At 63.4% G+C, this 23,829-nt stretch carries 20 protein-coding genes; 8 read left to right on the top strand and 12 right to left on the bottom strand.

Going from position 1 to position 23,829, the window contains the following annotated elements; genetic code table 11:
• Nucleotide 1: 1 nt before the first annotated feature.
• The 5 genes from BMG03_RS00100 (at nt 2) to BMG03_RS00080 (ending at nt 5,465) form a co-directional block, all read left to right on the top strand.
• Nucleotides 2-1,510: a glycerol-3-phosphate dehydrogenase gene (locus BMG03_RS00100; RefSeq protein ID WP_075777524.1), complete on the top strand. Its 1,509-nt coding sequence runs from the start codon at nt 2-4 to the stop codon at nt 1,508-1,510.
• Complete coding sequence (locus BMG03_RS00095; RefSeq protein ID WP_075777523.1) at nt 1,510-2,442, top strand: sugar phosphate isomerase/epimerase family protein; 933 nt, start codon at nt 1,510-1,512, stop codon at nt 2,440-2,442. Before BMG03_RS00100 ends, BMG03_RS00095 begins: the two co-directional genes overlap by 1 nt.
• A gap of 95 nt (nt 2,443-2,537) precedes the next feature.
• Entirely contained in the window at nt 2,538-3,473 is a 936-nt protein-coding gene (locus tag BMG03_RS00090) for a sugar-binding transcriptional regulator (protein WP_075777522.1), read from the top strand.
• Between the two features lie 22 nt (nt 3,474-3,495).
• Nucleotides 3,496-4,263 (top strand): DeoR/GlpR family DNA-binding transcription regulator, encoded by a 768-nt coding sequence (locus tag BMG03_RS00085; protein WP_075777521.1) that lies wholly within the window; start codon nt 3,496-3,498, stop codon nt 4,261-4,263.
• 212 nt (nt 4,264-4,475) lie between these two features.
• Nucleotides 4,476-5,465: a LysR family transcriptional regulator gene (locus BMG03_RS00080; RefSeq protein WP_075777520.1), complete on the top strand. Its 990-nt coding sequence runs from the start codon at nt 4,476-4,478 to the stop codon at nt 5,463-5,465.
• Nucleotides 5,466-5,527: 62 nt separating this feature from the next.
• Here the strand turns inward: BMG03_RS00080 and BMG03_RS00075 are convergent, their stop codons facing one another.
• From BMG03_RS00075 to BMG03_RS00050, 6 genes are all read right to left on the bottom strand, one after another.
• Nucleotides 5,528-6,784, bottom strand: a complete 1,257-nt coding sequence (locus tag BMG03_RS00075) for a TRAP transporter large permease (RefSeq protein ID WP_075777519.1) — start codon at nt 6,782-6,784, stop codon at nt 5,528-5,530.
• Between the two features lie 11 nt (nt 6,785-6,795).
• A complete protein-coding gene (locus BMG03_RS00070) occupies nt 6,796-7,374 on the bottom strand; it encodes a TRAP transporter small permease (RefSeq protein ID WP_075777518.1) in 579 nt (192 codons plus the stop codon).
• On the bottom strand, nt 7,371-8,345 hold the full coding sequence (locus BMG03_RS00065; RefSeq protein ID WP_075777517.1) for a TRAP transporter substrate-binding protein: 975 nt from the start codon (nt 8,343-8,345) through the stop codon (nt 7,371-7,373). The genes BMG03_RS00070 and BMG03_RS00065 overlap by 4 nt, the downstream gene beginning before the upstream one ends.
• A 143-nt stretch (nt 8,346-8,488) precedes the next feature.
• Nucleotides 8,489-9,244, bottom strand: coding sequence for an SDR family NAD(P)-dependent oxidoreductase (locus BMG03_RS00060; RefSeq protein WP_075777516.1), 756 nt, complete (start codon nt 9,242-9,244; stop codon nt 8,489-8,491).
• Between the two features lie 27 nt (nt 9,245-9,271).
• Nucleotides 9,272-10,300, bottom strand: a complete 1,029-nt coding sequence (locus BMG03_RS00055; protein WP_075777515.1) for a transketolase family protein — start codon at nt 10,298-10,300, stop codon at nt 9,272-9,274.
• Nucleotides 10,297-11,148, bottom strand: coding sequence for a transketolase (locus tag BMG03_RS00050; RefSeq protein ID WP_075777514.1), 852 nt, complete (start codon nt 11,146-11,148; stop codon nt 10,297-10,299). Before BMG03_RS00050 ends, BMG03_RS00055 begins: the two co-directional genes overlap by 4 nt.
• Before the next feature lie 227 nt (nt 11,149-11,375).
• On the opposite strand from BMG03_RS00050, the gene BMG03_RS00045 reads away from it, so the two are divergent.
• The 3 genes from BMG03_RS00045 to BMG03_RS00035 all read left to right on the top strand — a co-directional run bounded on the left by BMG03_RS00045 (nt 11,376) and on the right by BMG03_RS00035 (nt 15,715).
• Entirely contained in the window at nt 11,376-12,194 is an 819-nt protein-coding gene (locus BMG03_RS00045; protein WP_075777513.1) for a sugar phosphate isomerase/epimerase family protein, read from the top strand.
• A gap of 1 nt (nt 12,195) precedes the next feature.
• Nucleotides 12,196-13,938 (top strand): dihydroxyacetone kinase subunit DhaL, encoded by a 1,743-nt coding sequence (dhaL, locus tag BMG03_RS00040; RefSeq protein WP_075777512.1) that lies wholly within the window; start codon nt 12,196-12,198, stop codon nt 13,936-13,938.
• A gap of 617 nt (nt 13,939-14,555) precedes the next feature.
• Nucleotides 14,556-15,715 (top strand): IS3 family transposase gene (locus BMG03_RS00035; protein WP_244270937.1). Its coding sequence is split into 2 segments (ribosomal slippage): nt 14,556-14,805 and nt 14,805-15,715, totalling 1,161 coding nucleotides; the frame shifts between segments, so codons are not numbered across the junction.
• Nucleotides 15,716-16,144: 429 nt separating this feature from the next.
• On the opposite strand, the gene gyrB is transcribed toward BMG03_RS00035, so the two are convergent.
• From gyrB to dnaA, 6 genes are all read right to left on the bottom strand, one after another.
• Nucleotides 16,145-18,595, bottom strand: a complete 2,451-nt coding sequence (gene gyrB / locus BMG03_RS00030) for a DNA topoisomerase (ATP-hydrolyzing) subunit B (RefSeq protein WP_075776770.1) — start codon at nt 18,593-18,595, stop codon at nt 16,145-16,147.
• 81 nt (nt 18,596-18,676) lie between these two features.
• Complete coding sequence (locus tag BMG03_RS00025) at nt 18,677-19,297, bottom strand: LysE family translocator (RefSeq protein ID WP_075776771.1); 621 nt, start codon at nt 19,295-19,297, stop codon at nt 18,677-18,679.
• The gene (locus tag BMG03_RS00020) at nt 19,294-19,722 is read right to left on the bottom strand and encodes a VOC family protein (protein WP_075776772.1); all 429 of its coding nucleotides are present in this window, start codon (nt 19,720-19,722) and stop codon (nt 19,294-19,296) included. The genes BMG03_RS00025 and BMG03_RS00020 overlap by 4 nt, the downstream gene beginning before the upstream one ends.
• On the bottom strand, nt 19,719-20,777 hold the full coding sequence (recF, locus tag BMG03_RS00015; RefSeq protein ID WP_075776773.1) for a DNA replication/repair protein RecF: 1,059 nt from the start codon (nt 20,775-20,777) through the stop codon (nt 19,719-19,721). Before recF ends, BMG03_RS00020 begins: the two co-directional genes overlap by 4 nt.
• Nucleotides 20,778-20,829: 52 nt before the next feature.
• Complete coding sequence (gene dnaN / locus BMG03_RS00010) at nt 20,830-21,948, bottom strand: DNA polymerase III subunit beta (RefSeq protein WP_075776774.1); 1,119 nt, start codon at nt 21,946-21,948, stop codon at nt 20,830-20,832.
• Between the two features lie 114 nt (nt 21,949-22,062).
• Entirely contained in the window at nt 22,063-23,457 is a 1,395-nt protein-coding gene (gene dnaA / locus BMG03_RS00005) for a chromosomal replication initiator protein DnaA (RefSeq protein WP_075776884.1), read from the bottom strand.
• Nucleotides 23,458-23,829 lie beyond the last annotated feature (372 nt).

Genomic DNA, 23,829 nt, shown 5'->3' with positions numbered 1-23,829 from the left:
CATGAGCACGCAGGAACTGGATCTTTTCGTCATCGGAGGCGGCATCAATGGCGCGGGCTTCGCGCGCGACGCGGCGGGCCGTGGCCTGAAGGTGGCGCTGTGCGAGAAGGACGACCTCGCCGAGGGCACGTCGTCGCGCTCGGGCAAACTGGTGCATGGCGGGCTGCGCTATCTCGAATATTACGAGTTCCGGCTCGTGCGCGAGGCGCTGATCGAACGCGAGGTGCTGATGAATGCCGCGCCGCATATCATCTGGCCGCTGCGCTTCGTGCTGCCGCATTCGCCGCAGGATCGCCCGGCCTGGCTGGTGCGGTTGGGACTGTTCCTCTACGACCATCTCGGCGGGCGCAAGAAACTGCCGGGGACGCGCACGCTCGATCTGCTTCGCGATCCCGAGGGGGCGCCGCTCCTCGACAAGTACACACGCGGCTTCGAATATTCCGATTGCTGGGTCGACGATGCCCGTCTCGTGACGCTCAATGCGCTCGATGCGGCGCAGCGCGGGGCCATCGTGATGACCCGCTCGCCCGCGATCAGCGCGCGGCGCGAGGACGGCAAATGGCGGGTGGTGACGCAGAACAACCTGACCGGAGAAAAGCGCGAATTCCTCGCCAAATGCCTGGTGAATGCCGCCGGGCCCTGGGTGACCGACGTGCTGACCCGGGTTGCAGGCGCCAATTCGACGCGCAACGTCCGGCTGGTCAAAGGCAGCCATATCATCGTGCCGAAATTCTGGGAGGGGCCGCATAGCTACCTCGTGCAGAATACCGACAAGCGGGTGATCTTCATAAACGCTTACGAGGGCGACAAGGCGCTGATCGGGACGACAGATATCGCCTATGAAGGCCGGGCCGAGGATGTCTCGATCGATGACGGCGAGATCACCTATCTGCTCGACTGCGTGAATCGCTACTTCAAGGAGAAGCTGCGGCGCGGGGATATCCTCGAGACCTTCTCGGGGGTGCGGCCGCTCTTCGACGACGGCAAGGGCAACCCGTCCGCGGTGACCCGCGACTATGTCTTCGATCTCGACGAGACCGGGGGCGCGCCGCTGCTGAACATCTTCGGCGGCAAGATCACCACCTTCCGCGAGCTGGCCGAACGGGGCATGCGCGAAATTCGCCATGTCTTCCCGAAGATGGGCGGCGACTGGACCGAAGAGGCGGCGCTGCCGGGCGGCGATATGCCGGGGGCCGATTTCGATGCGTTCCGCGAGGCGCTGAAGGAAGAATATCCGTGGATGTCCCGGGGCTTGCGCGAATATTACGGGCGCCGCTACGGCACGCTCACACATCGGATCGTGGGAACGGCCAACGGCCCCGAGGGTCTGGGGCGTCATTTCGGCGGGCATCTCTACGAGGCCGAGGTGACGTGGCTGGTCGAGAACGAATGGGCGGCCACGGCCGAAGATATTATCTGGCGACGCACCAAGCATCGGCTGAGCATGTCCGGCGCCGAGATCGCAGCCTTCACCGAATGGTTCGACACGGCGCATGCGGTGGCAGCCTGATGGGACTGACGCTGTCTTTGAACACCAATCCGCTGGTGAACCGCTTCGCCGATCCGGATGATCTGATCGATTGCGTCGCCCGCGATCTGAGGGTCCGCGATCTGCAGTTGACGCATGAGTTCATCAACCCGTCCTGGCCTGCGCCGGTGACCCGGCGCCTGACCCGGCAGATGAGCGCGGCGCTGTCTCGGACCGGGGTGCGGGTGACCTCGGGGATGACGGGGCCTTACGGGCGGCTGAACCATTTCGGCCATCCCGACCGCGACGTGCGGCGCTACTATGTCGACTGGTTCAAGACTTTCGCGGACATCACCGCCGATCTCGGCGGCACGTCGGTGGGCACGCAATTCGCCATTCTGACCTATCGCGAGCAGGACGATCCGGCCAAGCGCGAAGAGATGATCAGGATCGCTATCGACTGCTGGGCCGAGGTGGCCGAGCACGGCAAGGCCGCCGGGCTGGACTATGTCTTCTGGGAGCCGATGAGCGTGGCGCGCGAATTCGGCGAGACGATCTCCGAGTGCATGGCGCTGCAGGACCGTTTGACCGCGGCGAATATGGCGATTCCAATGTGGATGATGGCCGATATCGATCATGGCGACGTGACCTCAGAAAAGCCGGACGATTTCGACCCCTATGCCTGGGCGCGGGCGGTGCCGAAGGTCTCTCCGATCATCCACATCAAGCAGAGCCTGATGGACAAGGGCGGCCATCGCCCCTTCACGGCAGAGTTCAACGCGCGCGGCCGTATCCAGCCCGAGCCGTTGCTCAAGGCCTTTGCCGAGGGTGGTGCTGCGGACAATGAGATCTGCCTCGAGCTGTCCTTCAAGGAACGCGAGCCGAACGACCGCGCGGTGATCCCGCAGATCGCCGAGAGCGTGGCATTCTGGGCGCCGCATATCGACACCGGCGCCTCCGACCTCAAGGTCTGAGGTCCGGGCAACATGGCAGGGCTTCCCAGAGTCTCGCCCGCAGCTTATCAATAACGTCGCGCAACGATCTTGCGCGGCCCGATCCGAAGGACAGCATGAACGACACTGATGAAACACTCGCCATCCGCGCGGCGTGGATGCACTACGTGGGCGGGCTCACTCAGGCCAAAGTGGCCAAGCGGCTCGGTCTGACATCGGTCAAGGCGCACCGGTTGATCGCCAAGGCGGTTGCCGAGGGCCGGGTGAAAGTGTCGATCGAGGGCGATATCGTCGAATGCGTCGAGCTGGAGACGCGGCTGTTCGAGACCTACGATCTCAAACTTTGCGAAGTCGCACCGGATATCGGCGAAGAGGGGCTACCCCTGCGCGCATTGGCGCTGGCAGGCGCGGCCTATCTCAAGCGTCAGTTCGAAGCGGGCGAGCACTCGATTATTGGGCTGGGGCATGGCCGCACCTTGGCCGAAGTGACCCGGCAACTGCCGCGCACCGATGCCAAGGGTCTGCATTTCGTGTCCCTGCTGGGCGGGCTGACCCGCAACTTCGCGGCCAACCCGCATGACGTGATGCATCGCATCGCCGAAAAGACCGGCGCACGCGCCTATGTCATGCCGGTGCCGTTTTTCGCCAATACGGTCGAGGACCGCGAGGTGCTACTCTCGCAACGCGGCGTCGACGAGGTCTTCCGCATGGCGCAGTCCGCGACGCTCAAGATCGTCGGTATCGGCACCGCCACGGCGGATGCGCAGTTGGTCTCGTCGGGGATGATCGAACCGGGTGAGATCGAGGCGATTGCAGCGGCGGGCGCGCAGGGCGAGATGCTTGGCGATTTCTTCGATGCCTCCGGGAATGTCGTAGAAACCACGCTTTCCGCCCGAACGCTCGCGGTGGGCTACGATCCCGAGCGCGAAGAGGATATCGTCGCGATCGCGGGCGGGCCGGACAAGGTCGAGGCGATCCGGGCAGTTCTGCGCTCTGGCAGGGTGGCCGGGCTGATCACCGACGAACGGACTGCGCGCGCATTACTGAGCTGACCGCACGCAAAGGACGACCCTGATGAAAAGAGACGACCGGAGGCAGAGCATCCTCGACGCACTGGTGCGCGATGGTGCTGTGCAGCTCGACGAGTTGGCCGAACGGTTCGGCGTCTCCAAAATGACGATCCACCGGGACCTCGACGATCTCGAAACGGAAGGGCTGCTGCGCAAAATCCGGGGCGGTGCCACGATCGAGCCCGGCTCGCAATTCGAAAGCGACTTCCGGTTCCGCCAGTTGCAGGGCCACGACCTCAAGGAGCGGATGGCTCGCGCCGCGCTCGAATGGGTGGAGCCGGGGATGACCGTGATGGTGAACGATGGCTCGACCGCCTCGGTGTTGGGAAGCCTTTTGCCAGAGAAACGCCCGCTGACGGTGATCACCAACAACGATGCGGTGATGGAGGCGCTGAAAGCCGAGCCCGGAATGACCGTCATCGCTCTCGGTGGACGCTACTCGGCGAAGTACAACGCATGGATCGGTCGGGTCACGGAAGGCGCGCTCGCGACGCTGCGCGCCGATTTAGCCTTCATCTCGACGCCGGCGGCGGGGGACGGGCGCGCCTATCACATGGACGACGATATCACCCGCGCGAAACGGGGCATGATGGACGCCGCCGCGCAGTCGGTGCTCCTGATCAACCATCTGCGATTCGATCGGACGGCGCTGCATGTTCTGGCAGACTTCTCGGAATTCGCAGCGGTCATCACCGATGCCGATCCGTCTGAGGCAGCCCGCGCGCAGATCGAGGCCACGGGGGCCGTGCTTCAGGTGGCGAAAAGCGGGTAGGGCGCCTCGGTTTCCGCCCTTTGTCACGACGGCGGGCTCATTGCGCCATCGGGGAGGTGCAGTGAATTAAAGCGGCGCTTCACAGGGTTTGCATCTGCCATTAAAGATTGTGGAAAGACTTGCCACGATGCCGGGCAGCGCCTGTGACGGCTTTCGCCACAGGACTTGCGCGCAATCCCATCCGGCACGGTCGTATTTCCAAGGCACAGGACATGCTCAAAGACATCAATCTCAACGCGATGAACCACTTCGAGGCCGTCGCCCGGCTGGGCGGTATCTCGAAGGCAGCCGAGGAGCTCGGCGTGTCGCCCTCTGCCGTCAGTCAGCAGATCCGCCAGTTCGAGCAGCAGATGGGTGTTCGCCTGTTCAAACGGGAGAAGCGGCGATTGTCGCTGACGCTGGATGGCGAGCGGCTGTTCCAGACGACGACGCAGGCGTTCCGAATGATGCGCGACGTCCGCTCCGCGATCCAGCGCCAGCGCGAGACGCGCCATTTCATCCTGCGGGTGTCGCCCTCTTTTGCGGTACGCTGGCTGTCTCCGCGGCTCAAGTCGTTTCTCGAACTGGCGCCGAATTGGGATATGCGGATCGATGCCGCGCCCGACTTCTCCGACTTCGAGACGGAGGTGGTCGATCTGGACCTGCGCTACGGCGAAGGCGGCTGGACGGGCCTGAACGAGGAACCGGTGGTCCATGACCTCGTGCTGCCGATGTGCTCGCCGGGCTATCTGGAGGAGTTACGCGAGCTCTCCGGCGACCCGATCGGGCAGTTGCGGCAGGCGCGACTGATCGACTCTGTGAAAACGCATTACCGCTGGGATTTCTGGCTGGCGCGGCACGGCATCATGGGAGAGCGGATGATCTACCCGATGCGATTTGATCGCTCTTCGATGGCGATTCAGCTGGCGACTGACGGGGCAGGGGTCGTTCTGGAAAGCACGACGCTCGCTCTCAACGAGCTGGAGCGCGGCGCTCTTGTCCCGCTCTCGACCGCCTTCGAAGCGATCCGCTTTCCCGCCTACTGGCTCGTCTCTCCGGCGCGCCATACCAGTCGCCGGATCGTGCGGATCTTCTCGGACTGGATGCGGGAGGAAGGCGCCGCCCATGATGCGCGCGCTGCGGCGCTGATCACCAGCTTTGGCTGCCGCATCCGCGAGCAGCGTGGCCGACAGCTCCCCGGCGAGGAATACCTGACCGAATGAGACGCGCGCGCCCGGTCACCAAGGCGCGCGCAACAGGCAGAAATACAGATACTGCAATCGGGTCAGTAGATCGTCAGTGCCGGCACGTAGGAGATCAGCGCCAGCACGAGGATCGCCACGAGGTAGAAGGGCGCCAGCGAGCGCACTACCTCCATCACGCCGACCCGTGCGATCGCGGCGGAGATGAACAGCGTGGTTCCGACCGGTGGCGTGTAAAGACCGATCGACAGGTTCACGACCATCATCAGGCCAAGCTGCACCGGATCGAGACCGATCGTATGCCCGATCGTCACGAAAAGCGGCCCGAGCAGCAATACCGCCGCCGGTAGATCGAGGAACGCGCCCACGATCAACATCACCACGTTCAGCGCGAGGATCACCAGCCAGCGCTCCTGAATGGTCGCAGCCACCCATGCGGCGAGCTCTTGCGGCACGCGCTCTGCGGTCAGCAGCCACTGGATCGTGGAGGACGCCATGATGATGAACATGACCGCGCCGGTCATCATCGCCGTGTCGACCACCGCCTCCCACAGGGATTTGGGATTGAGGTCACGATAGATGACACCGCTGACCAAAAGGGCATAGGCGACGGCCATCACGCTGACCTCGGTGGGGGTCGCCACGCCGAAGCGCAGGGTGCCGATCACGAAGACGGGCATGAGCAGGGCCGGGATCGCGCTGAAGATCTGGCTGCGGAAAGCGGCGAAGCCTCCTTCCAGCGGCGAGCGCGGCAGATTGCGGCGGCGCGCCACGATTGCGACGGCGATGAACATGCCCACGCCCAGCATCACCCCGGGCAGGATGCCCGCGACGAAGAGGTTGATGATCGAGGTTCCCGAGACCAGCCCATACAGAATGAGCGGGATCGACGGCGGGATCAGGACCGAGACGGTCGAGGAGGCAGAGTTGATCGCCCCCGAGAAACCGCCCGGATAGCCTTCGGCTTTCTGCACCGGGATAAGCGCGTTGCCCATCGCGGTCGCATCGGCTACGGCCGAACCGGAGACCCCTCCGAACATCACCGATCCAAGGATCGAGACCTGTCCCAGACCGCCCTTGAAGTTCCCCACGACGAGGCGGGCGATATTCACCAGATAGGTGCCGAACCGCCCCGCCATCATCAGGTTGCCGGCAAGGATGAAGAACGGCACCGCGAGCATCGGAAAGCTTTGGGTGGGCGTGTAGAGACGCTGCACGATCACCGCCAGCGGTTTGTGATCGAGCCACAGCGCGGCGGCGACGCCGCCCAGCATCGCATGTGCCACCGGCACGGCAAGCGCGAGCAGCACGAAGAAGACGAAGATCATGACACCGGCCATTGCGGGTCTCCTCAGCTCAGGCTTGCATGGGCGGGATCGTCATCCATCACGGACTTGCCCCCCAGCAGCAACACGATGTCGAGCGCGGCGATGATGGCCATCGCTCCGAATGAATAGACCATGCTGGAATAGCCCCAGATCGCCTTGACCCCGAGGGTCGACAGCGTCTGGAAGGTCGAGGCGCGCAGGATCGGCTGGCTGGACCAGAGGACCGAAATCGAGATCACAATGATCGCGGCTTCGACAAACAGCATGAATGCGCGCCGAACCCTGGCTCCGCCCAGCTCCGGCAACAAAGTGATCGCGATGTTGCGCGAACGCGCTGTGGCGATGACGATGCCACCCGCGACGAGCCACGGCAGCAAGATCGCGTGAATTTCATAGGCCCACGGGATGCCCTTGCCGGCCCCGTAACGCAGGATCACATTGGTCAGAAGTGCCACGAACAGCACCGAAAGCGTGCCTGCGGCGATGAGCTTTCCCGACCATTCCAGCAGGTCGATGACGCCCTGCGCGAGGCGCAGGAAGGGGCGCGCACGCCCCTCCCCTTCAGCTGATCCCGCTGCGTCGCTGCGGTCGGTCCCTTTCATTTCAGACCCGCCGCCTCTTTGAGCTTGGCGACCGTATCGGGATAGTCCTTGGCGTATTTGTCATAAACCGACTTGGTTGCCTCGATATAGGCCGCGCGGTCCGCCTCGGCGAACTTGGCGCCGTCCTTCTTCATCTTCGGCATCAGCTCCTTGTCGGCCTTGAGCGACATGTCGCGCTCCATCTTGCCCGCTTCCGAGGTCGCCTTGAGCGCGCAATCCTGCGTCGCCTGATCGAGCCCTTGCCACCAGGACAGGCTCGCCACGACCGGGGTGCTTTCGTACTTATGCCCGGTCATGGTGATATAGGGGGTGATCTCCTGCAGGTTGGCCGAGTTAATGTTGGTCAGCGGGTTTTCCTGACCGTCGAACACGCCCGACTGCAGCGCCGAGGGCAATTCAGACCACGCCAGCGGCGCGGGCGATGCGCCAAGTGCGTCGAAGATGTCGATCGTCATCTGGTCCGGCGGGGTGCGGATCTTCAGTCCCTTCAGGTCGGCCGGCTCTTTGACGAACTTGTTGACGGTGGTGATGTTGCGAATGCCGTTATCCCAGAAGCCCAGAATCTTGAGCCCGGCTTTCTGCGCATCCGCATCCAGCGAGTCGCCCACCGGCCCGTCGAGCACCTTCCACGCGGTCGGCAGATCCTTGAACAGGAAGGGCAGGCCCAGCAGGCCGATCTGCGGCACGATCTGCGCCATCGGACCCTGGCTATTCGCCGTGACCTGGATCACGCCCGCCGCGGTCGAGGTCAGCATTTCGGAATCGTCGCCCATGGTGGCCGAGGCCGCGACGTTCACCGTGTCCTTGCCGTTGGTGCATTGGGTGAAGATGTCGGCCCATTTTTCCGCCGCGATGTAGCGCGGGTTTCCGGGGTTCGCACCGTGCGCGAAGATCACCTCGTCAGCCTGCGCCTCCGAGGCCCCTGCAAGGGCCGTCGCGCCGAGAAGTGCGATGGTCAACATAGATTTCATTGGTCTCTCTCCCGATTGGTTCGGACGGCCTCCTCGCCGCCCTGCCGGATTTGGTCCCGGCTTCATCCGGCCCACCTCAATGCGGGCCGGACATTAGTTGCCTTGCGGTCAGGCACAACCGCGAACAGGCGTTTTCCTTCGACTTAGTGAATCAGCGAGCCGCCATTCACGTCGACTTCGGTTCCGGTGCAGTAGGCCGAAAGGTCAGAGGCGAGGAACAGCGCGCAGCCCGCGACATCCTCTGCCGTGCCAGCGCGTCCCATGGGGATCCCTGCGAGCACCAGCGTGCGCATCTCTTCAGTCAGCTTGCCTGCGGTGATGTCGGTGGCAATGAACCCCGGGCAGAGCGCGTTCACGCGCACCCCGTCGGGGGCCAGTTCGCGCGCCGCGGCCTTGGTCAGCCCCAGCACGCCCGCCTTCGCGGCCGAATAGTGCGGGCCACCGAAGATGCCACCGCCGCGCTGCGCGGAAACCGAGGACAGGTTCACGATCGAACCGGTCTTGCGTTCGCGGAAATGCGGCGTCAGCGCCTGCGTCATGTACAGCGTGCCACGCAGGCTTACATCGGTCACCGCGTCGTAATTCTCCGGCATGATGTCCATGAGCTTGAGCGGCTGGGTGATGCCCGCGTTGTTCACGAGGATGTCCACCGCGCCCCATTTCTCGATCAGAGTATCAGCCGCCGTCTGGCAGGCATCCTTGTCGATCACGTTGCACGCGAGACCGACATGCCCCTCGCCGGGCAGATCGGCGGCGGCGGCGGCCGCCAGCGCCTCGTCGAGATCGAGGATCGCGACGGTCGCGCCGTGCTCTGCGAACAGGCGCGCCGTTGCCTTGCCAAGTCCACGGGGGCTCGCCGCCCCGGTGATGATGGCGTATTTTCCGTCAAGAAGTCCCATTGTCGTCCTTTCCAAGTGTCGGGCCGGTCACAGCCAGCCGCGGATCTGTTGGGCGACCTTCGCGGTGCTCAGGCCATAGAGGTCATGAAGCGTGGGCAACGCGCCCGCTTCGAGAAATTCGTCGGGCAGTGCGATCTGGCGGAAAGCCGGCGTCACCCCTGCGCGCAGGAGCGAGCGGGCAACCGCTTCGCCCAGGCCGCCGACTTCGGAGTGGTTCTCGGCGGTGACGAGAAGTCGGCCCTTGCCTGCCTCGGCGAGGATGGTCTCGGTATCGAGTGGCTTGATCGTCGGGCAGTGCAGGACGGCGACGTCGATGCCGTCCTTGGCCAGCAACTCCGCCGCGTCGAGTGCGCGCATGGTCATGATCCCCGAGGAGACCACCAGAACGTCGCGCCCCTCGCGGATCATTTGCGCGCGGCCCAGCTCGAACTGGTAGCTGGGCCGATAGCGGGTAATCACCTCAGGAACCTTGCCCCGCAGAAGCCGGGCATAGACCGGCCCATCATGGGCGATCATCGCAGGCACCATCTGCGTTACGTCAGTCGCGTCACAGGGATCGAGAATTGTCAGGTTCGGCAGCCCGCGGAAGATCGCGAGATCCTCCGTCGCCTGATGGCTGGGCCCGTAACCCGTGGTCAGGCCCGGCAGACCGCAGACGATCTTGACCGGCAGGTTCTCCTCCGCGATCGCCATGCAGATGAAGTCATAGGCCCGGCGCGAGGCGAAGACCGAATAGGTCGTCGCGAAGGGAATGAACCCCTCATGCGCCATCCCGGCAGCCGCGGACATCAACAACTGCTCGGCCATGCCCATCTGGTAAAAACGGTCGGGATAGGCCTGCGCGAAGACATGCAGATCGGTATATTTCGCCAGATCCGCAGTCAGCCCCACGATGCGGGCGTCATCCTTCGCGGCCTCGACCAGCGCATGCCCGAAGGGGGCGGCAACAGTGTCGTAGCCCTCGGCGGCCAGCGAAGCGATCATCGCGCTTGTCGCGACCTTCGTTTCGGGTACGCGGCGGGGTTCGTATTTGCGGGCGCGGGCTGCGGCGGTCATGCGGGCACCTCTTCGTCGAGAATATCCAGAGCGCGCGTCCACTCATCGGGCTCGACGCGAACGAAATGGGTGATCTCGCGCTCTTCCAGGAAGGGCACGCCCTTGCACATCTTGGTATTGCAGATGATCACGCGGGGCTTTGCGTCGGGGCAGTTGCGGGCTCCGTCAAAGGCTGCGACCAGCGCATCGAGGTCGTTGCCGTCGACTTCCTGCGCGTGCCAGCCAAAGGCCTCCCATTTCGGTGCCTCGGCCCCGACGGCGAGCGCATCGCGGGTCGGACCGTCAGCCTGCTGGTTGTTGAAATCCACAATGCAGATCAGGTTGCTCAGGCGGTGCTGGGTGGCCGACATCACAGCCTCCCAGGTCGAGCCCTCGCCCAGTTCGCCATCGGACATCAGGTTGTAGACGAACTGATCGCCCCCCTTCGCCTTCAGCCCGAGGGCCATGCCGACCGCGATGCCCAGCCCATGCCCGAGGCTTCCGCCGGTGATCTCCATCCCCGGCGTGTAAGAGGCCATGCCCGACATCGGCATCCGCGAGTCGTCCATCCCGTAGGTGCCGATCTCGTCTTCGGGCAGGACGCCCGCCTCGATCAGCGCGGCATAAAGCGCGATCGCATAGTGGCCGATCGACAGCAGGAAACGGTCACGCCCTTCCCATTCGGGATCGTCAGCGCGCAGGTTCAATGCGTGGAAATAAGAGGTCGCCAGAACGTCAGCCACACCAAGCGCCTGACCGACATAGCCCTGACCCTGGACTTCGCCCATCTGTAGAGCTTTGCGACGGATGCCCCAGGCGCGGCGCGCCAACGAGACGTTCGACCGCAAATTTGCGGTAAGTTCTGACATGGTTCCTCCTCTGCGGCGATCCTCCATCGGCCGCGTCTTGGGACGAACACTGCCGCGGGAAGCCCGCCAAAAAAAGAAAGAAAACTTAAACGCGTTGTTAGTATTTCTTCACAACTTCTGGGCCGGTTTTGATGTCCGAGCGGTGATTTCCCCGCTACTCCTGTTGGGGAAGCTCTGCGCGCCACACTGAGGAGGTCGTGTGCGGAGCATGACTACGGGAGGACATCATGAAACTGGGTTTGGGCAGTTACGCCTATCGGTGGTCCATCGGGATCAAGGATCAGATCCCCTCTAAGCCTTTGACGGCATTCGACCTTCTGGATCGCGCGGAAGCGCTCGGACTTGAGGTCGTGCAATATGCGGACAACATGCCGCTGGATCGTTACACTGCGGACGATCATCACAAGCTCTATGAAATTGCCCAACAAAAGGGCCTGCAACTCGAGCTTGGGACGCAATGTTTCGATGCCGATGAAGTCGACCGCTATATCGAAATCGGCAAGCGCCTTCATACGAAGATCATGCGTGTCGCCCTCGATGCCGAGGACAGCCATATGCCGGTGCCCGAGCTGGCCGAGCAGTTGCGCCCGCGGGTCGATCGTGCGCGCGCCGCGGGCATGAAAATCGCGATCGAGAACCACTTCAACTACCCCAGCCCGCGAATGGTTGATCTGCTGGAGGCGGTCGGTGACGATCACCTCGGGGTCTGTCTCGACGTGGCGAATTCGATCTGCGCGAACGAGTGGCCGGAAGAGACGATCAGCCTCTTGGCCCCCTGGACGATTAACCTGCACCTGAAGGATTACGAGATCACGCCCGATCCCTACGGTGTGGGCTTCCGCATTCATGGCGTGCCCTTGGGCACCGGCCGCGCGCCGATCACGTGGACTCTCGACCAGCTGGCGCATTGCCCTGCCGACATGAGCGTGATCCTCGAACATTGGCTTATGCTGGAGAGCGATGGCCTCGAGGAGGCGATCGCCAAGGAGCAGCCGTGGATCGAACAAACCACCGCAGCCGCAAAAACTTTTACAAAGGGCCGCTGAGATGACTGACGATATTCGCACCAAGAAACTGATGAACGCGCCCGAGGACATCATACCCGAGGCGATCGAGGGGATGCTCTCCGCCCATCCCGACCTGCTGACCGTCGAGGGCGCCACCCGCCGCGCGATCGTAGCCAAGGACGGCCCGCGCGACGGCAAGGTGGGCATCATCATCGGCGGCGGCTCGGGGCACGAACCGGCCTTCGCGGGCTATGTCGGGCGCGGCTTGGCGGACGCGGCGGCGGTCGGCAACGTCTTTGCCTCGCCTTCACCCGAGCATATCCTCGATGCCGCGCGCGCGGTCGAGGGGGGCGCGGGAGTGATGTTCCTTTATGGGAATTACACTGGCGACGTGATGAATTTCGACATGGCAGCCGAGGAATGCGAAGCGATGGGGATTCCCGCCCGCTCGGTTCAGGTCACCGATGACGTGGCCTCTGCGCCCAAGGGCCGGGAGAAAGAAAGACGCGGTATCGCCGGGGATTTCTTCGTTTTCAAGATTGCTGGCGCTGCGGCCGAGGCCGGTCGCGACCTCGAAGGCTGCTATGCCGCAGCACAGCATGCCAATGACAATTGCCGCTCGATGGGCGTCGCGCTGAGCGCATGCTCCTTGCCCCAGACCGGCAAGCCGAATTTCGAGCTCGGCCCGGAGGAGATGGAAATCGGTATGGGCATCCATGGCGAACCGGGCATGCGCCGTGGTAACCTCGAAAGCGCCGACGCGGTCAGCGACGAGCTGATGGACGCCATCCTGACCGACATGGAATTGGGCCAGGGTGACGAGGTCGCGGTGCTGGTCAACGGTCTGGGCGCGACCGGGCAGCTGGAGCTTTACATCCTACACCGCCGGATCGCGCGGATTCTTGGCGAGCGCGGCGTGAAGATCCACCACAGCTGGGTCGGGGAATACTGCACTTCTCTGGAAATGGCGGGAGCCTCGGTCACGCTGCTCAAGCTGGACGCCGACCTCAAGACGCTGCTCGACATGCCGTGCCGCACGCCTGCGCTCACGGTCGCGGGAAGCCTTGCGCCGGCTGGAAAGCGCACCCGCCGCACCCATGCCCCCGCCTCCGGCAAGAGCGGGGTAGAGCGCTCCGCCCTCGCCACCGGCGGCCCGGTCACGCCCGAGCATTTTCGCCAGATGATGCTGGCGATTGCAGACGCGATCCACGCGAACCGCGACTGGCTGTCAGAGCTCGACGGGGTCATCGGGGATGGCGATCACGGCGTGACGATGGACATCGGTTGGACCGCGGTGCGCAAGGCCTTGAGCGATCCCGCAGATGAAACCGTTACCGAGACCTGCTCGCGCATGGCGAAGGCGTTTCTGGACGCGGTCGGAGCTTCGTCGGGCCCGCTCTATGCGAGCGCCTTCCGCAAGGCGGGTGAGGCGGTGTCCGATCGGCTCAATCTCGATGCCGGCGCGATGGTCGCGTGGATCGAGGGGATGTGCGCGGGCATTCAGTCCCGCGGCGGCGCACAGGTCGGCGACAAGACGATGATCGACGCATGGGTGCCCGCGATGGCGAAAGCGCGCGAGACGCTGCATTCCGGCGGCGACGTGATCGCCTGCCTCGAAGCCGCATGCGCCGGCGCGAAAAGCGGGCGTGATTACACCGCTGAAATCGAAAGCCGCCGCGGCCGCTCGGCAAAGCTTGGGCAGCGCTCCGTCGGACATATGGACCCCGGCGCGGCCTCGGCCCATGTCATGCTGGTGGCGATGACCGACGTTCTGCGCGACTGATCAGGTCCGGGGCGCCCTTCGGCGCCCTGACATTCGTCGTAACCGGTGGCGCGGAGAGCTCTTTTCTCATGATGGAGCATCCGCCCCCTGCATATTTTGCCGCGTGCGCGGTCGCCCTCGCCCTTCCGGAGATGTCGAACTTTTCGTTACCGAAAGCATGAGTTACGCAGTCGTTCGGAAGGTGGATATCCTTATGTTGCGGCGGATCAGGCCAAAGCGATGCGGAATCTTGAAAGTTGCGAGACCACGCGCGTGGATGACATATGCCACCCGCCTCACTCCTGATCTGATCCCCGGAGACTGGACCGTCTCCCTATTCTCACGGCAATGCTGAGATCTTATCGGGAGCTCGACCTTAGAGCAGGGTCCGCCCATTTACGCATGCTTCCCGCCCTTCCTGCTTGGGCGCAGTGAACGGCCCAAAGCGGACATTCAAGCCAGAGGTCCCGCGCCGCAGCGCGATTTCACCGAAGCGGTCGTTCGTGCATCGCGCAGCGTTTCATCAGACTGAAGGACCGGTGTGCGGGACAAAGCTTTTATTCGACGTCAGTGACCTGCCCCCCGCGGGATCCCTCAACGTAGTGTAGAGTCTGCGCCAACTCTGAAGGAGCAGACGAATGCGAAAAAGCCGTTTCACCGAGGCGCAGATTATTGGGATGATCAAGGAGCAGGAGGCAGGCATGCCGACAGCTGATGTGTGCCGCAGGCATGGCCTCAGCCCGGCGACCTTTTACAAGTTCAAGGCCAAGTATGGTGGCATGGAGCTCTCCGAGGCAGCCAGGCTGAAGGCGCTCGAAGACGAAAACGCCAAGCTCAAACGTCTGTTGGCCGACACCATGCTCGACAACGTGGTTCTGAAGGATCTGCTGGGAAAGAACTGACGACATTGACCAGGCGGCGAGAGGCGGCGCTCAGGGCGATGCGGGATCATGACATCTCGCAGCGTCGGGCCTGCCAGCTTGTCGGTGTCGACCCCAAGACGGTCCGGCGCACACGCCCGCCGGACTGCCCCGAGATCCGCGAGGAGATGAAGGAGATCGCCGGGAAGCGGCGCCGGTTTGGCTATCGCCGGATCGGCATCCTGCTTGAGCGCAAGGGCATGACCATGAACCACAAGAAGCTGTATCGGCTCTATCGCGAGGAAGGGCTATCGGTGAAGCGACGGCGTGGACGCAAGCGGGCTCGCGGGTCACGCACGCCGATGCCTGCGGCGGCGCATCCCAATGCGCGCTGGTCGCTCGACTTCCTGGCGGACAGCTTCGGCGCCTCGCGCAAGTTCCGTATTTTGGCCGTGATCGACGATTGTTGCAGAGAGAACCTGTGCCTGGTCGCCGATACCAGTATATCGGGCAAGCGTGTTGCCCGTGAACTCGATGCGCTGGTGCGGATCTACGGAAAGCCTGCTTGCATTGTCAGCGACAACGGGACGGAGTTCACCAGCCGGGCCATCCTGAGATGGGCCGACCAGAACGCCATTCCCTGGCACTACATCGACCCCGGCAAGCCGCAGCAGAACGCGTTCATCGAGTCCTTCAACGGAAGCCTGCGCGACGAATTATTAAACGAGGAGATCTTCGACACACTGGACGATGCCCGGCGCAAGTTGGCGCTCTGGCGCTACGACTACAACGCCGTCAGACCGCACTCGTCTCTGGGAAACCAGACGCCGCTCGAAGCGCGCCGGACGCTTGAGCAATTTGAGGGCTCCGCGCCCGGCGCGCTTGCCCACAACAACCGATCCGACTACCAATCTCAAACCTGCAGACTCTCGTTATGAACGAGGGCCCCAAGGGGGGCAGGTCACCGGACAAAGTCAATGCCTACGCATCGTATCTATCCGGCGTAAGCGAGCCCCCGATGTCAGCGAGGTATGCCACGCGGCAACTCGTCGGGCCTGCAGCTTATGGTGTGGGGAGGCCCATCCGCAGTGCTACGTGCGTATCGCCAGTTCGCGCCGATTGAGTGAGGTAGCGGCAATGATGGGATGGGCGAACTGCGCCGGCACCCAGATCGGCAAGAGGTCGTGATTGCGAGCGCCTGCCAGGATGTGACAGCCGCCGAGAGCGGAAAAACGTACGCGACACGGTCAGAAAATCAAAAAATTTCCGAGCAGCGAATCCCAACTACTTTTCCGTAGCGCAAACTTATGCGCAAATCACGCAAACCTTTGAGTAGAATGCAAAGCTTTGCGCAAACCTACAACCCATCAGAAATCGAGGTTCTCCACCGCCAGGGCGTTCTGTTGGATGAACTCGCGGCGGGGTTCCACGACGTCGCCCATCAGCTTCGAGAAGATGTCCTCGGCCTCGGCCACGTCCTCGACTCGCACCTGAAGCAGGGTCCGCGCGGAGGGGTCGAGTGTGGTTTCCCACAGCTGCTCGGGGTTCATTTCGCCCAAACCCTTGTAGCGCTGCAGGCTCAGGCCCTTTTCACCCTCGTTCAAGATCGCGTCGAGCAGTTCGAGCGGGCCGTGGATCAGGATTTCGCGCTCTTTGCGCACCAGCTTCGCCGGGCGGTCGTAGACCTCTTGCAGCTGCTCGGTCTGGCTGCCGAGACGGCGCGCTTCGCCCGAGCGCAGCACGGCACCGTCGAGCGTGCGGACCTCTTCCACGCCGCGCAGAACGCGGGCGAGGCGGATGCCGTGATCCTGCGTCGGACGGCCCTGCCAGCCGCGCTCGTATTCCAAAGCGACGAGGTCGAGGCGCTCGGCCACCGAGTTCGCGACGCCCTGCGCGTCTCCGTCGATCTTGCCCGGCACCATAGCGCCCGCGATCGCGGCCTGTTCGAGGATGTGATGCGGGTAATGGGTCGGGAAGGTTGCGAGGATCCGCTTGATCAGGCGGGCCTCTTCCACGACGCGCTTGAGATCCTGACCGCTGATCTCCTCGCCGGTGTTGAGCCGCAGAATCGCCCCTTCGACGCCCATATCGATCAGGTAATCCTCCAGCGCGGTCTGATCCTTTAGGTAGACCTCGGATTTGCCGCGCGCGACTTTGTAAAGCGGCGGCTGCGCGATGTAGAGGTAGCCGTGCTCGATGATCTCGGGCATCTGGCGAAAGAAGAAGGTCAGCAGAAGCGTTCGGATGTGCGCACCATCGACATCCGCATCCGTCATGATGACGATCTTGTGGTAGCGCAGCTTGTCGATGTTGAATTCGTCACGACCGATTCCGGTGCCGAGCGCGGTGATCAGCGTGCCGATCTGATCCGAGCTGAGCATCCGGTCGAAGCGCGCGCGCTCGACGTTGAGAATCTTACCGCGCAGCGGCAGCACCGCCTGGTTCTTGCGCTCGCGGCCCTGCTTGGCTGAACCGCCCGCGGAGTCACCCTCGACGAGGAAGACTTCGGAGAGCGACGGATCCTTCTCCTGACAGTCGGCGAGCTTGCCGGGCAGGGAGGCCACATCCATCACCGTCTTGCGGCGCGTGAGTTCGCGTGCCTTGCGAGCAGCTTCCCGGGCCAACGCAGCCTCGATAATCTTGCCGACGATCTGCTTGGCCTCGTTCGGGTTTTCCTCGAACCATTCGGCGAGCTTCTCGTTCACGAGGTTCTCGACCGCCGGACGGACCTCGGAGGAGACCAGCTTGTCCTTGGTCTGGCTGGAGAATTTAGGATCGGGCACTTTCACCGATAGCACGCAGGTCAGACCTTCGCGCGCGTCGTCGCCGGTGAAGTCGACCTTCTCGCGCTTGGCGATGCCGCTTTCCTGCGCGTATTTCGTGATCGTGCGGGTCAGCGCCCCGCGCAGGCCCGCCATATGGGTGCCGCCGTCACGCTGCGGAATGTTGTTGGTGAAGGGCAGAACGGTTTCGTGGTAGCTGTCGTTCCACCACATCGCGCATTCGACGCCGATGCCGCGCACCTCGCCGACCATGTAGATCGGGTCCTCCATCACGGCGTTTTTCGAGCGATCCAGATATTTCACAAATTCCCGAACGCCGCCTTCATAGTGCAGCTCGGTCTTGAGCGGCTCCGCGGGGCGCTCGTCTTCGATGATGATACGGACGCCGGAGTTCAGGAAGGCCAGTTCGCGCAGACGCTTTTCCAGCGTGGCGAAGACGAATTCACGGTTCGAGAAGGTGCCCTCGGGATCGTCTTCCTTGCTCGACGCGAGGAAGCGCACCTCGGTGCCGCTCTCGTTCGGTGCCTCGCCCACGACATGCACATGCTCGACGCATTCGCCATGCTCGAAGCGCGCCTTGTGGATCTTGCCGTCGCGCCAAACCGTCAGTTCCAGCCAGTCCGACAGCGCGTTCACCACCGAGACGCCAACCCCGTGCAGACCGCCCGACACCTTGTAGGCGTTGCCGTCGTCGTCGGTGTTGTTGAATTTCCCGCCGGCGTGCAGCTGGGTCATGATGACCTCGGCCGCGGAGACGCCTTCTTCGGCGTGAATGTCGACGGGAATCCCGCGCCCATTATCACGCACGGAGACCGAAGAATCCGCGTGAATTTTCACGGCGACGTAGTCGGCGTGACCCGCCAAGGCTTCGTCGATGCCGTTATCGACGACCTCGTAAACCATGTGGTGCAGGCCCGAGCCGTCATCGGTATCGCCGATATACATGCCGGGCCGTTTCCTAACGGCCTCCAAGCCCTTGAGAACCTTGATGGAATCGGCGCCGTATGCGTTCTTCTTCGGGGTGTCGTCGGTCATGCCTGCCCGTCCTTTATCTGTTGCCGGTTTTATATCGGCTGGGCCCGGGAATGTCACGCGTCAGACACAAGATTTAGGGGGTCACGTCACGGCGATAAGAAGGCCGACGAGGATCATCAGCCCACCCGCGATCCGGTTGAGCTTTGCGAGCTTGCCGCGGCTTTGTACAAAGGCGCGGATGCGGCCCACGAAGGCGGCGAGGATAAGGTTGCCGGTCAGCGGTACGATGGCCGAGATCAGACTGACCGTGGCGATGTCGATCCAGGTCATCGTGGCGATCGGAAAGAAGCCCGGCAGGATGCCCATGTAGAACAGGATCGCCTTGGGATTGCCGATGATCACGATGAGCCCGGCGACGAAGCCCGCCCACATGCCCGGGCGCGTCAGGCGGCTGTCGGAGCTGATCTGATGTTCGGCATGGCGGATCAGGAGCGCCCCCATCCCCACGAACATCGCGACCGCCACCCAGCGCAGCGCATCGAGGAACCAGCTGAATTCGCCGACCAGCCACGATACGCCCAAGATTGCGAGTGCGGGCCAGACCATGTCGCCCACCGTCACGCCAAGCGCGAGCGGCCATGCAGAGGCGAACCCGCCGGCCATCGCGCGAGCGAGAAGGGCGAGCCAGACCGGCCCGGGGGTGAGGAAGAGAACCAGAAGCGCGCCGGTGTAGAGCGCGATCTGCGATAAGGTGAGGGTCATGGGAGGGTAAGGCTTCCGTCGTCGGCCAGCGGCCAGAAGGGATTATGGGCAAGTTCCCAGACATGGTGGTCGGGATCGGCGTAATAGCCCGCATAGCCGCCCCAGAAAGTCTTCTCGGGGGCTTTCAATTCGGTTGCGCCTGCCTTGAGGGCGGCAGCAAAAGCGGCATCCACGTCTTCGGGGCTGTCGAAGTTCTGCGCCAGCGTCATCGCACCTGTGCCCAGCCTTGCGCGGGTAAGGCCCTGATCGGCGGCCAGCGCCGGCAAGGAGAACAGGCTCAGCGCCATCCCGTGCAACTGGTAGAAGGCGACGTCCTCCTGCTCGGCATGGGGCTGCCAGCCGAGCGCTGCGTAGAAGCGCTTCGACTGGTCGAGATCGGCCACGCCCAGCGTGATCAGCGTCACACGTTGCTGCGGATAGCTCACGGCATAGCCTCCCTCACCTCAGAGCCCTGCGGCCCCTCGACCACTTCGAGATATTGTCCCCGGTCCCCGAGCGCGTCGAACAGCTCAGCTCCCGTGCCGGTCATCAACACCTGCGCGCCCATCGCGCAGATTTCGTCATAAAGCGCCGCGCGCCGGCCGGAGTCCAGATGGGCGGCGACCTCGTCGAGCAAAAGCACCACATCCTCGCCCGCAAGCGCCCGCGCATTGGCGAGGATCAGCGAGATCAGCAGCGCCTTCTGCTCCCCGGTAGAGCATTGCGCGGCGGGGGCATCTTTCTCGACATATGTGGCGAGAAGATCGGCCCGGTGCGGCCCCTCCAGCGTGCGGCCCGCTGACATGTCGCGCGGGCGATTGGCGTCGAGGGCTGCGGCCAGATCCCCGGGGCCTTCGTTCTCGAGGACCAGATGCGCTGCTGGAAACGCCGTCGCCGCATCCGCCTGCGCCTGCATGATCCGCGTGAGGGCTTCGGCCCGGTTCGCCCGGATCGCAGCGCCAGCTTCGGCCATCTGCGCCTCCAGCGCGTGATACCAGTTCGGATCGCGGACCATGTCCTTGAGCAAGCGGTTCCGCTCGCGCATCGCCTTTTCATAGGCCAGCGTGACCTCGGCATGGGCGGGGGTGAAGCTCATCACCATCCGGTCGAGAAACCGCCTGCGCCCTTCGGCCCCTTCGATCCAGAGCCGGTCCATCGAGGGCACCAGCCACAGCACCCGCAGAATCTGCGCCAGTGCCACCTGCGGCGCGGCTTTGCCATCGATCTCGACCCGGCGGGACTCGCCGGGCAGGGCGGAGGTCTCGATCTCATGGGTGTCGGTGACGGCGCGCAGCTTCCAGCCAACGGCTTCGGCGCGGCGCATCAACTCGTCGGCCTGCGCCCGGCGCAGCCCACGCCCGGGTGAGAGCAGCGACACCGCCTCGAGGATATTCGTCTTGCCCGCGCCGTTGGGCCCGTAGATTGCCACGGGCCGCCCGTCGAAAGCGATTTCGGCACGACGATGCGAGCGGAACTGCAATATCTTCAGTTCACGCAGCATCGCGCCTCTTCTTCTCGATGGAAATATCCCCGCCGGAGGCTTCCGTCAGGCCTCACACGCGCATCGGCATGACCACATAGACCGCCGAAGTGTCGCCACCTTCGCGCATCAGGGTCGGATCGCCCGAGGAGTTGAACAGGAAGACGGCATTTTCGCGATCGACCTGGCTCGCGATCTCGAGCAGGTATTTCGCGTTGAAACCGATCTCCAGCGGCTCGTCGGCATAGGCCACGACCAGCTCTTCTTCCGCGGCACCGGCATCGGGTGCGTTGACCGAAAGTACCAGCTTGTCGGCTTCCAGAGCCAGTTTCACCGCGCGCGACCGCTCCGACGAGACGGTCGCCACACGGTCCACCGCTTTTGCGAATTCCGATGCGTCGACTTCCAACTGGCGGGTGTTCCCGGTCGGGATGACGCGGGTGTAATCGGGGAAGGTGCCGTCGATGACCTTCGAGGTCAGCGTGATCACCGGGGTCGCGAAACGGACCTTGGTTTCCGAGACCGAGACCGCGATTTCCTGATTGTCGTCCTCCAGCAGCTTGCGCAGCTCGTTCACCGTTTTGCGGGGCACGATCACGCCGGGCATACCCGAGGCGCCTTCGGGCAGGCCGGAATCGATACGCGCCAGACGGTGACCGTCGGTGGCGACGCAGCGCAGCACCTGACCGTCTTCGCCGGTCGCGATATGCATGTAGACGCCGTTGAGGTAATAGCGGGTCTCTTCAGTCGAGATCGCGAATTTCGACTTGTCGAACAGGCGCTTGAGCACCCCGGCCTTGGCCGTGAAATTCGCCGTGTATTCCGAAGAAGCCATCACCGGGAAGTCTTCCTTCGGCAGCGTGGCGAGGTTGAAGCTCGACCGACCGGCCTGCACGTTCAGACGCCCGGCGGCCGGGTCGTCCGAGATCGAGACCAGCGCGCCATCGGGTAGCTTGCGCACGATTTCATGCAGCATGACCGCCGAGACCGTCGTGGCCCCGGCCTGTTCGACCTGCGCGGGCGCCTTGTCGACCACCTCGATATCGAGGTCGGTCGCGCGGAACTGGACAGTGTCGCCTTCGGCTTCGATCAGCACGTTAGCAAGGATCGGGATCGTGTTGCGGCGTTCCACAACGGATTGCGCTTGCGAGACGGCCTTGAGCAGCGCGGCGCGTTCGATGCTGAATTTCATGTCGATCCCTCACGACTTTCCGGGGCTGGCAAGGTAGCACCTCGCACCACCGGCACAACGGTTTTCGCAGACATTCGGTCGCTTTGTCCGGAGCGTCAAGCCCAGCGGGCCAGATCAGCTTTCAAGGAGGCGGCGGAGCAACTCGATATCTTCGGCGAGCTGCGAATCCGTGCCGCGCAGTTCCTCGATCTTGCGGATGCCGTGCATGATCGTGGTGTGATCGCGCCCGCCGAAGCGGCGCCCGATATCGGGAAGCGAGCGGGTGGTCAGCGATTTCGCGAGGAACATCGCCACCTGGCGCGGACGAGCGATGGCGCGCAGGCGCTTGGGCCCCACGAGATCGGAGAGACGGACGTTGTAATGCTCCGCCACCTTGCGCTGGATTTCTTCGACGGTGACCTTGCGCTCGGACTGACGCAGCTGGTCCTTGAGGCATTCCTGCGCCAGATCCATCGTGATCTCGCGCCCGATCAGCGAGGCATAGGCGAAGAGGCGGGTCAGCGCGCCTTCGAGGATACGCACGTTCGAGGTGATCCGGTGTGCCACGAATTCCAGAACGCCGGGGGCGATCTGCAGGTCGGGATACTGAACCTTGTAGGCTTCGGTCTTGGTCTGAAGAATACCGAGGCGCAGTTCGTAATCGGTCGGGTGCAGGTCGACGACGAGACCGCAGGACAGGCGCGACTTGATGCGCTCTTCGAGGTCCTTGATCTCGCCCGGGGCACGATCCGCCGAAATGACGATCTGTTTGCCCTGATCCACGAGCGCGTTGAACGTGTGGAAGAACTCTTCCTGCGTGGAATCTTTCCCGGCGATGAACTGCACATCGTCGACCATCAGAACGTCGATCGAGCGGAACATCTCCTTGAAGTCCATGATCTGCTTTTCGCGCAGCGCCTGCACGAAGCGATACATGAACTGCTCGGCCGACAGGTAGAGCACGCGCAGATCCGGACGCTGATGCTGCAGGTCATGCGCGATCGCATGCATCAGGTGGGTCTTACCAAGCCCGACGCCGCCATAGAGGAACAGCGGGTTGAACGTGACCGGGCCGCCTTCGGCAACGCGCTTGGCGGCGGCATGGGCCAGTTCGTTCGGCTTGCCGACGACGAAGCTGTCGAAGGTGAAGCGCGAATCTAGCGGCGCGCCGGGAAGCGGCTCGTCGGGACGCGGGGTCCTGCGGAGCTTGGCGGCTGCAGCGGGAGCCGGGGCAGGGGCCGGAACCGCAGGGCGGGTCGCGCCATTCGCCGTGCCGTTCATCGGACGACGGGCCGGGACCGAGATGTCGACGCGCTCTGCAGAGATGCCCGCCCGACGCAGTTCGCTCAGGATCGGTTCCGCAAAGTTGCGCGAGACCCAGTCGCACATGAATTTCGTCGGTGCTTGGAATGAGGCGATGCCGTCCTCGAGGTCGATCAGCTCGAGCGGAGCGATCCAGGTCGTGTAGTTGTTTTGCCCAACAGCTTTTTGAAGCTCATTGCAGACCTGCCCCCAAGTTTCGTCCGTCATTTTTCCGCCCATCGCCAAACACAAATAAGTTGCGTCTTCGTCCCTTGGGATTGCGGCAAGCCCGGCTGGCAGCTCGGCCTCGATTACAAACAGACACGACCTACCTGCCGGGATTGAAACCCGGTTTCAGGCAGAGTTGCCGAAAGTGAGGAGTTGGACCCCCTCGAGAATCGGAATCGCATTTCGCTGGTCGCCAACAGGCTTTTTCATTTGTCGTGGCAGACTTATTTGCCCCCGACGGCCAGATAAATGCGTCATGTCCCCCAAGGCGACGTGAATCGCAGGTAGAAGCTAGCAAGCTGGCGAGCCAGCAGGCAACCGACCTTTGCGCTTGACGTGAGATTCCCCGAAACGAATCTGAGGGGGCTGCGC

The organism is Thioclava nitratireducens (assembly GCF_001940525.2).
Lineage (GTDB): Bacteria > Pseudomonadota > Alphaproteobacteria > Rhodobacterales > Rhodobacteraceae > Thioclava > Thioclava nitratireducens.
This window is presented reverse-complemented; position numbering and strand designations above follow the sequence as displayed.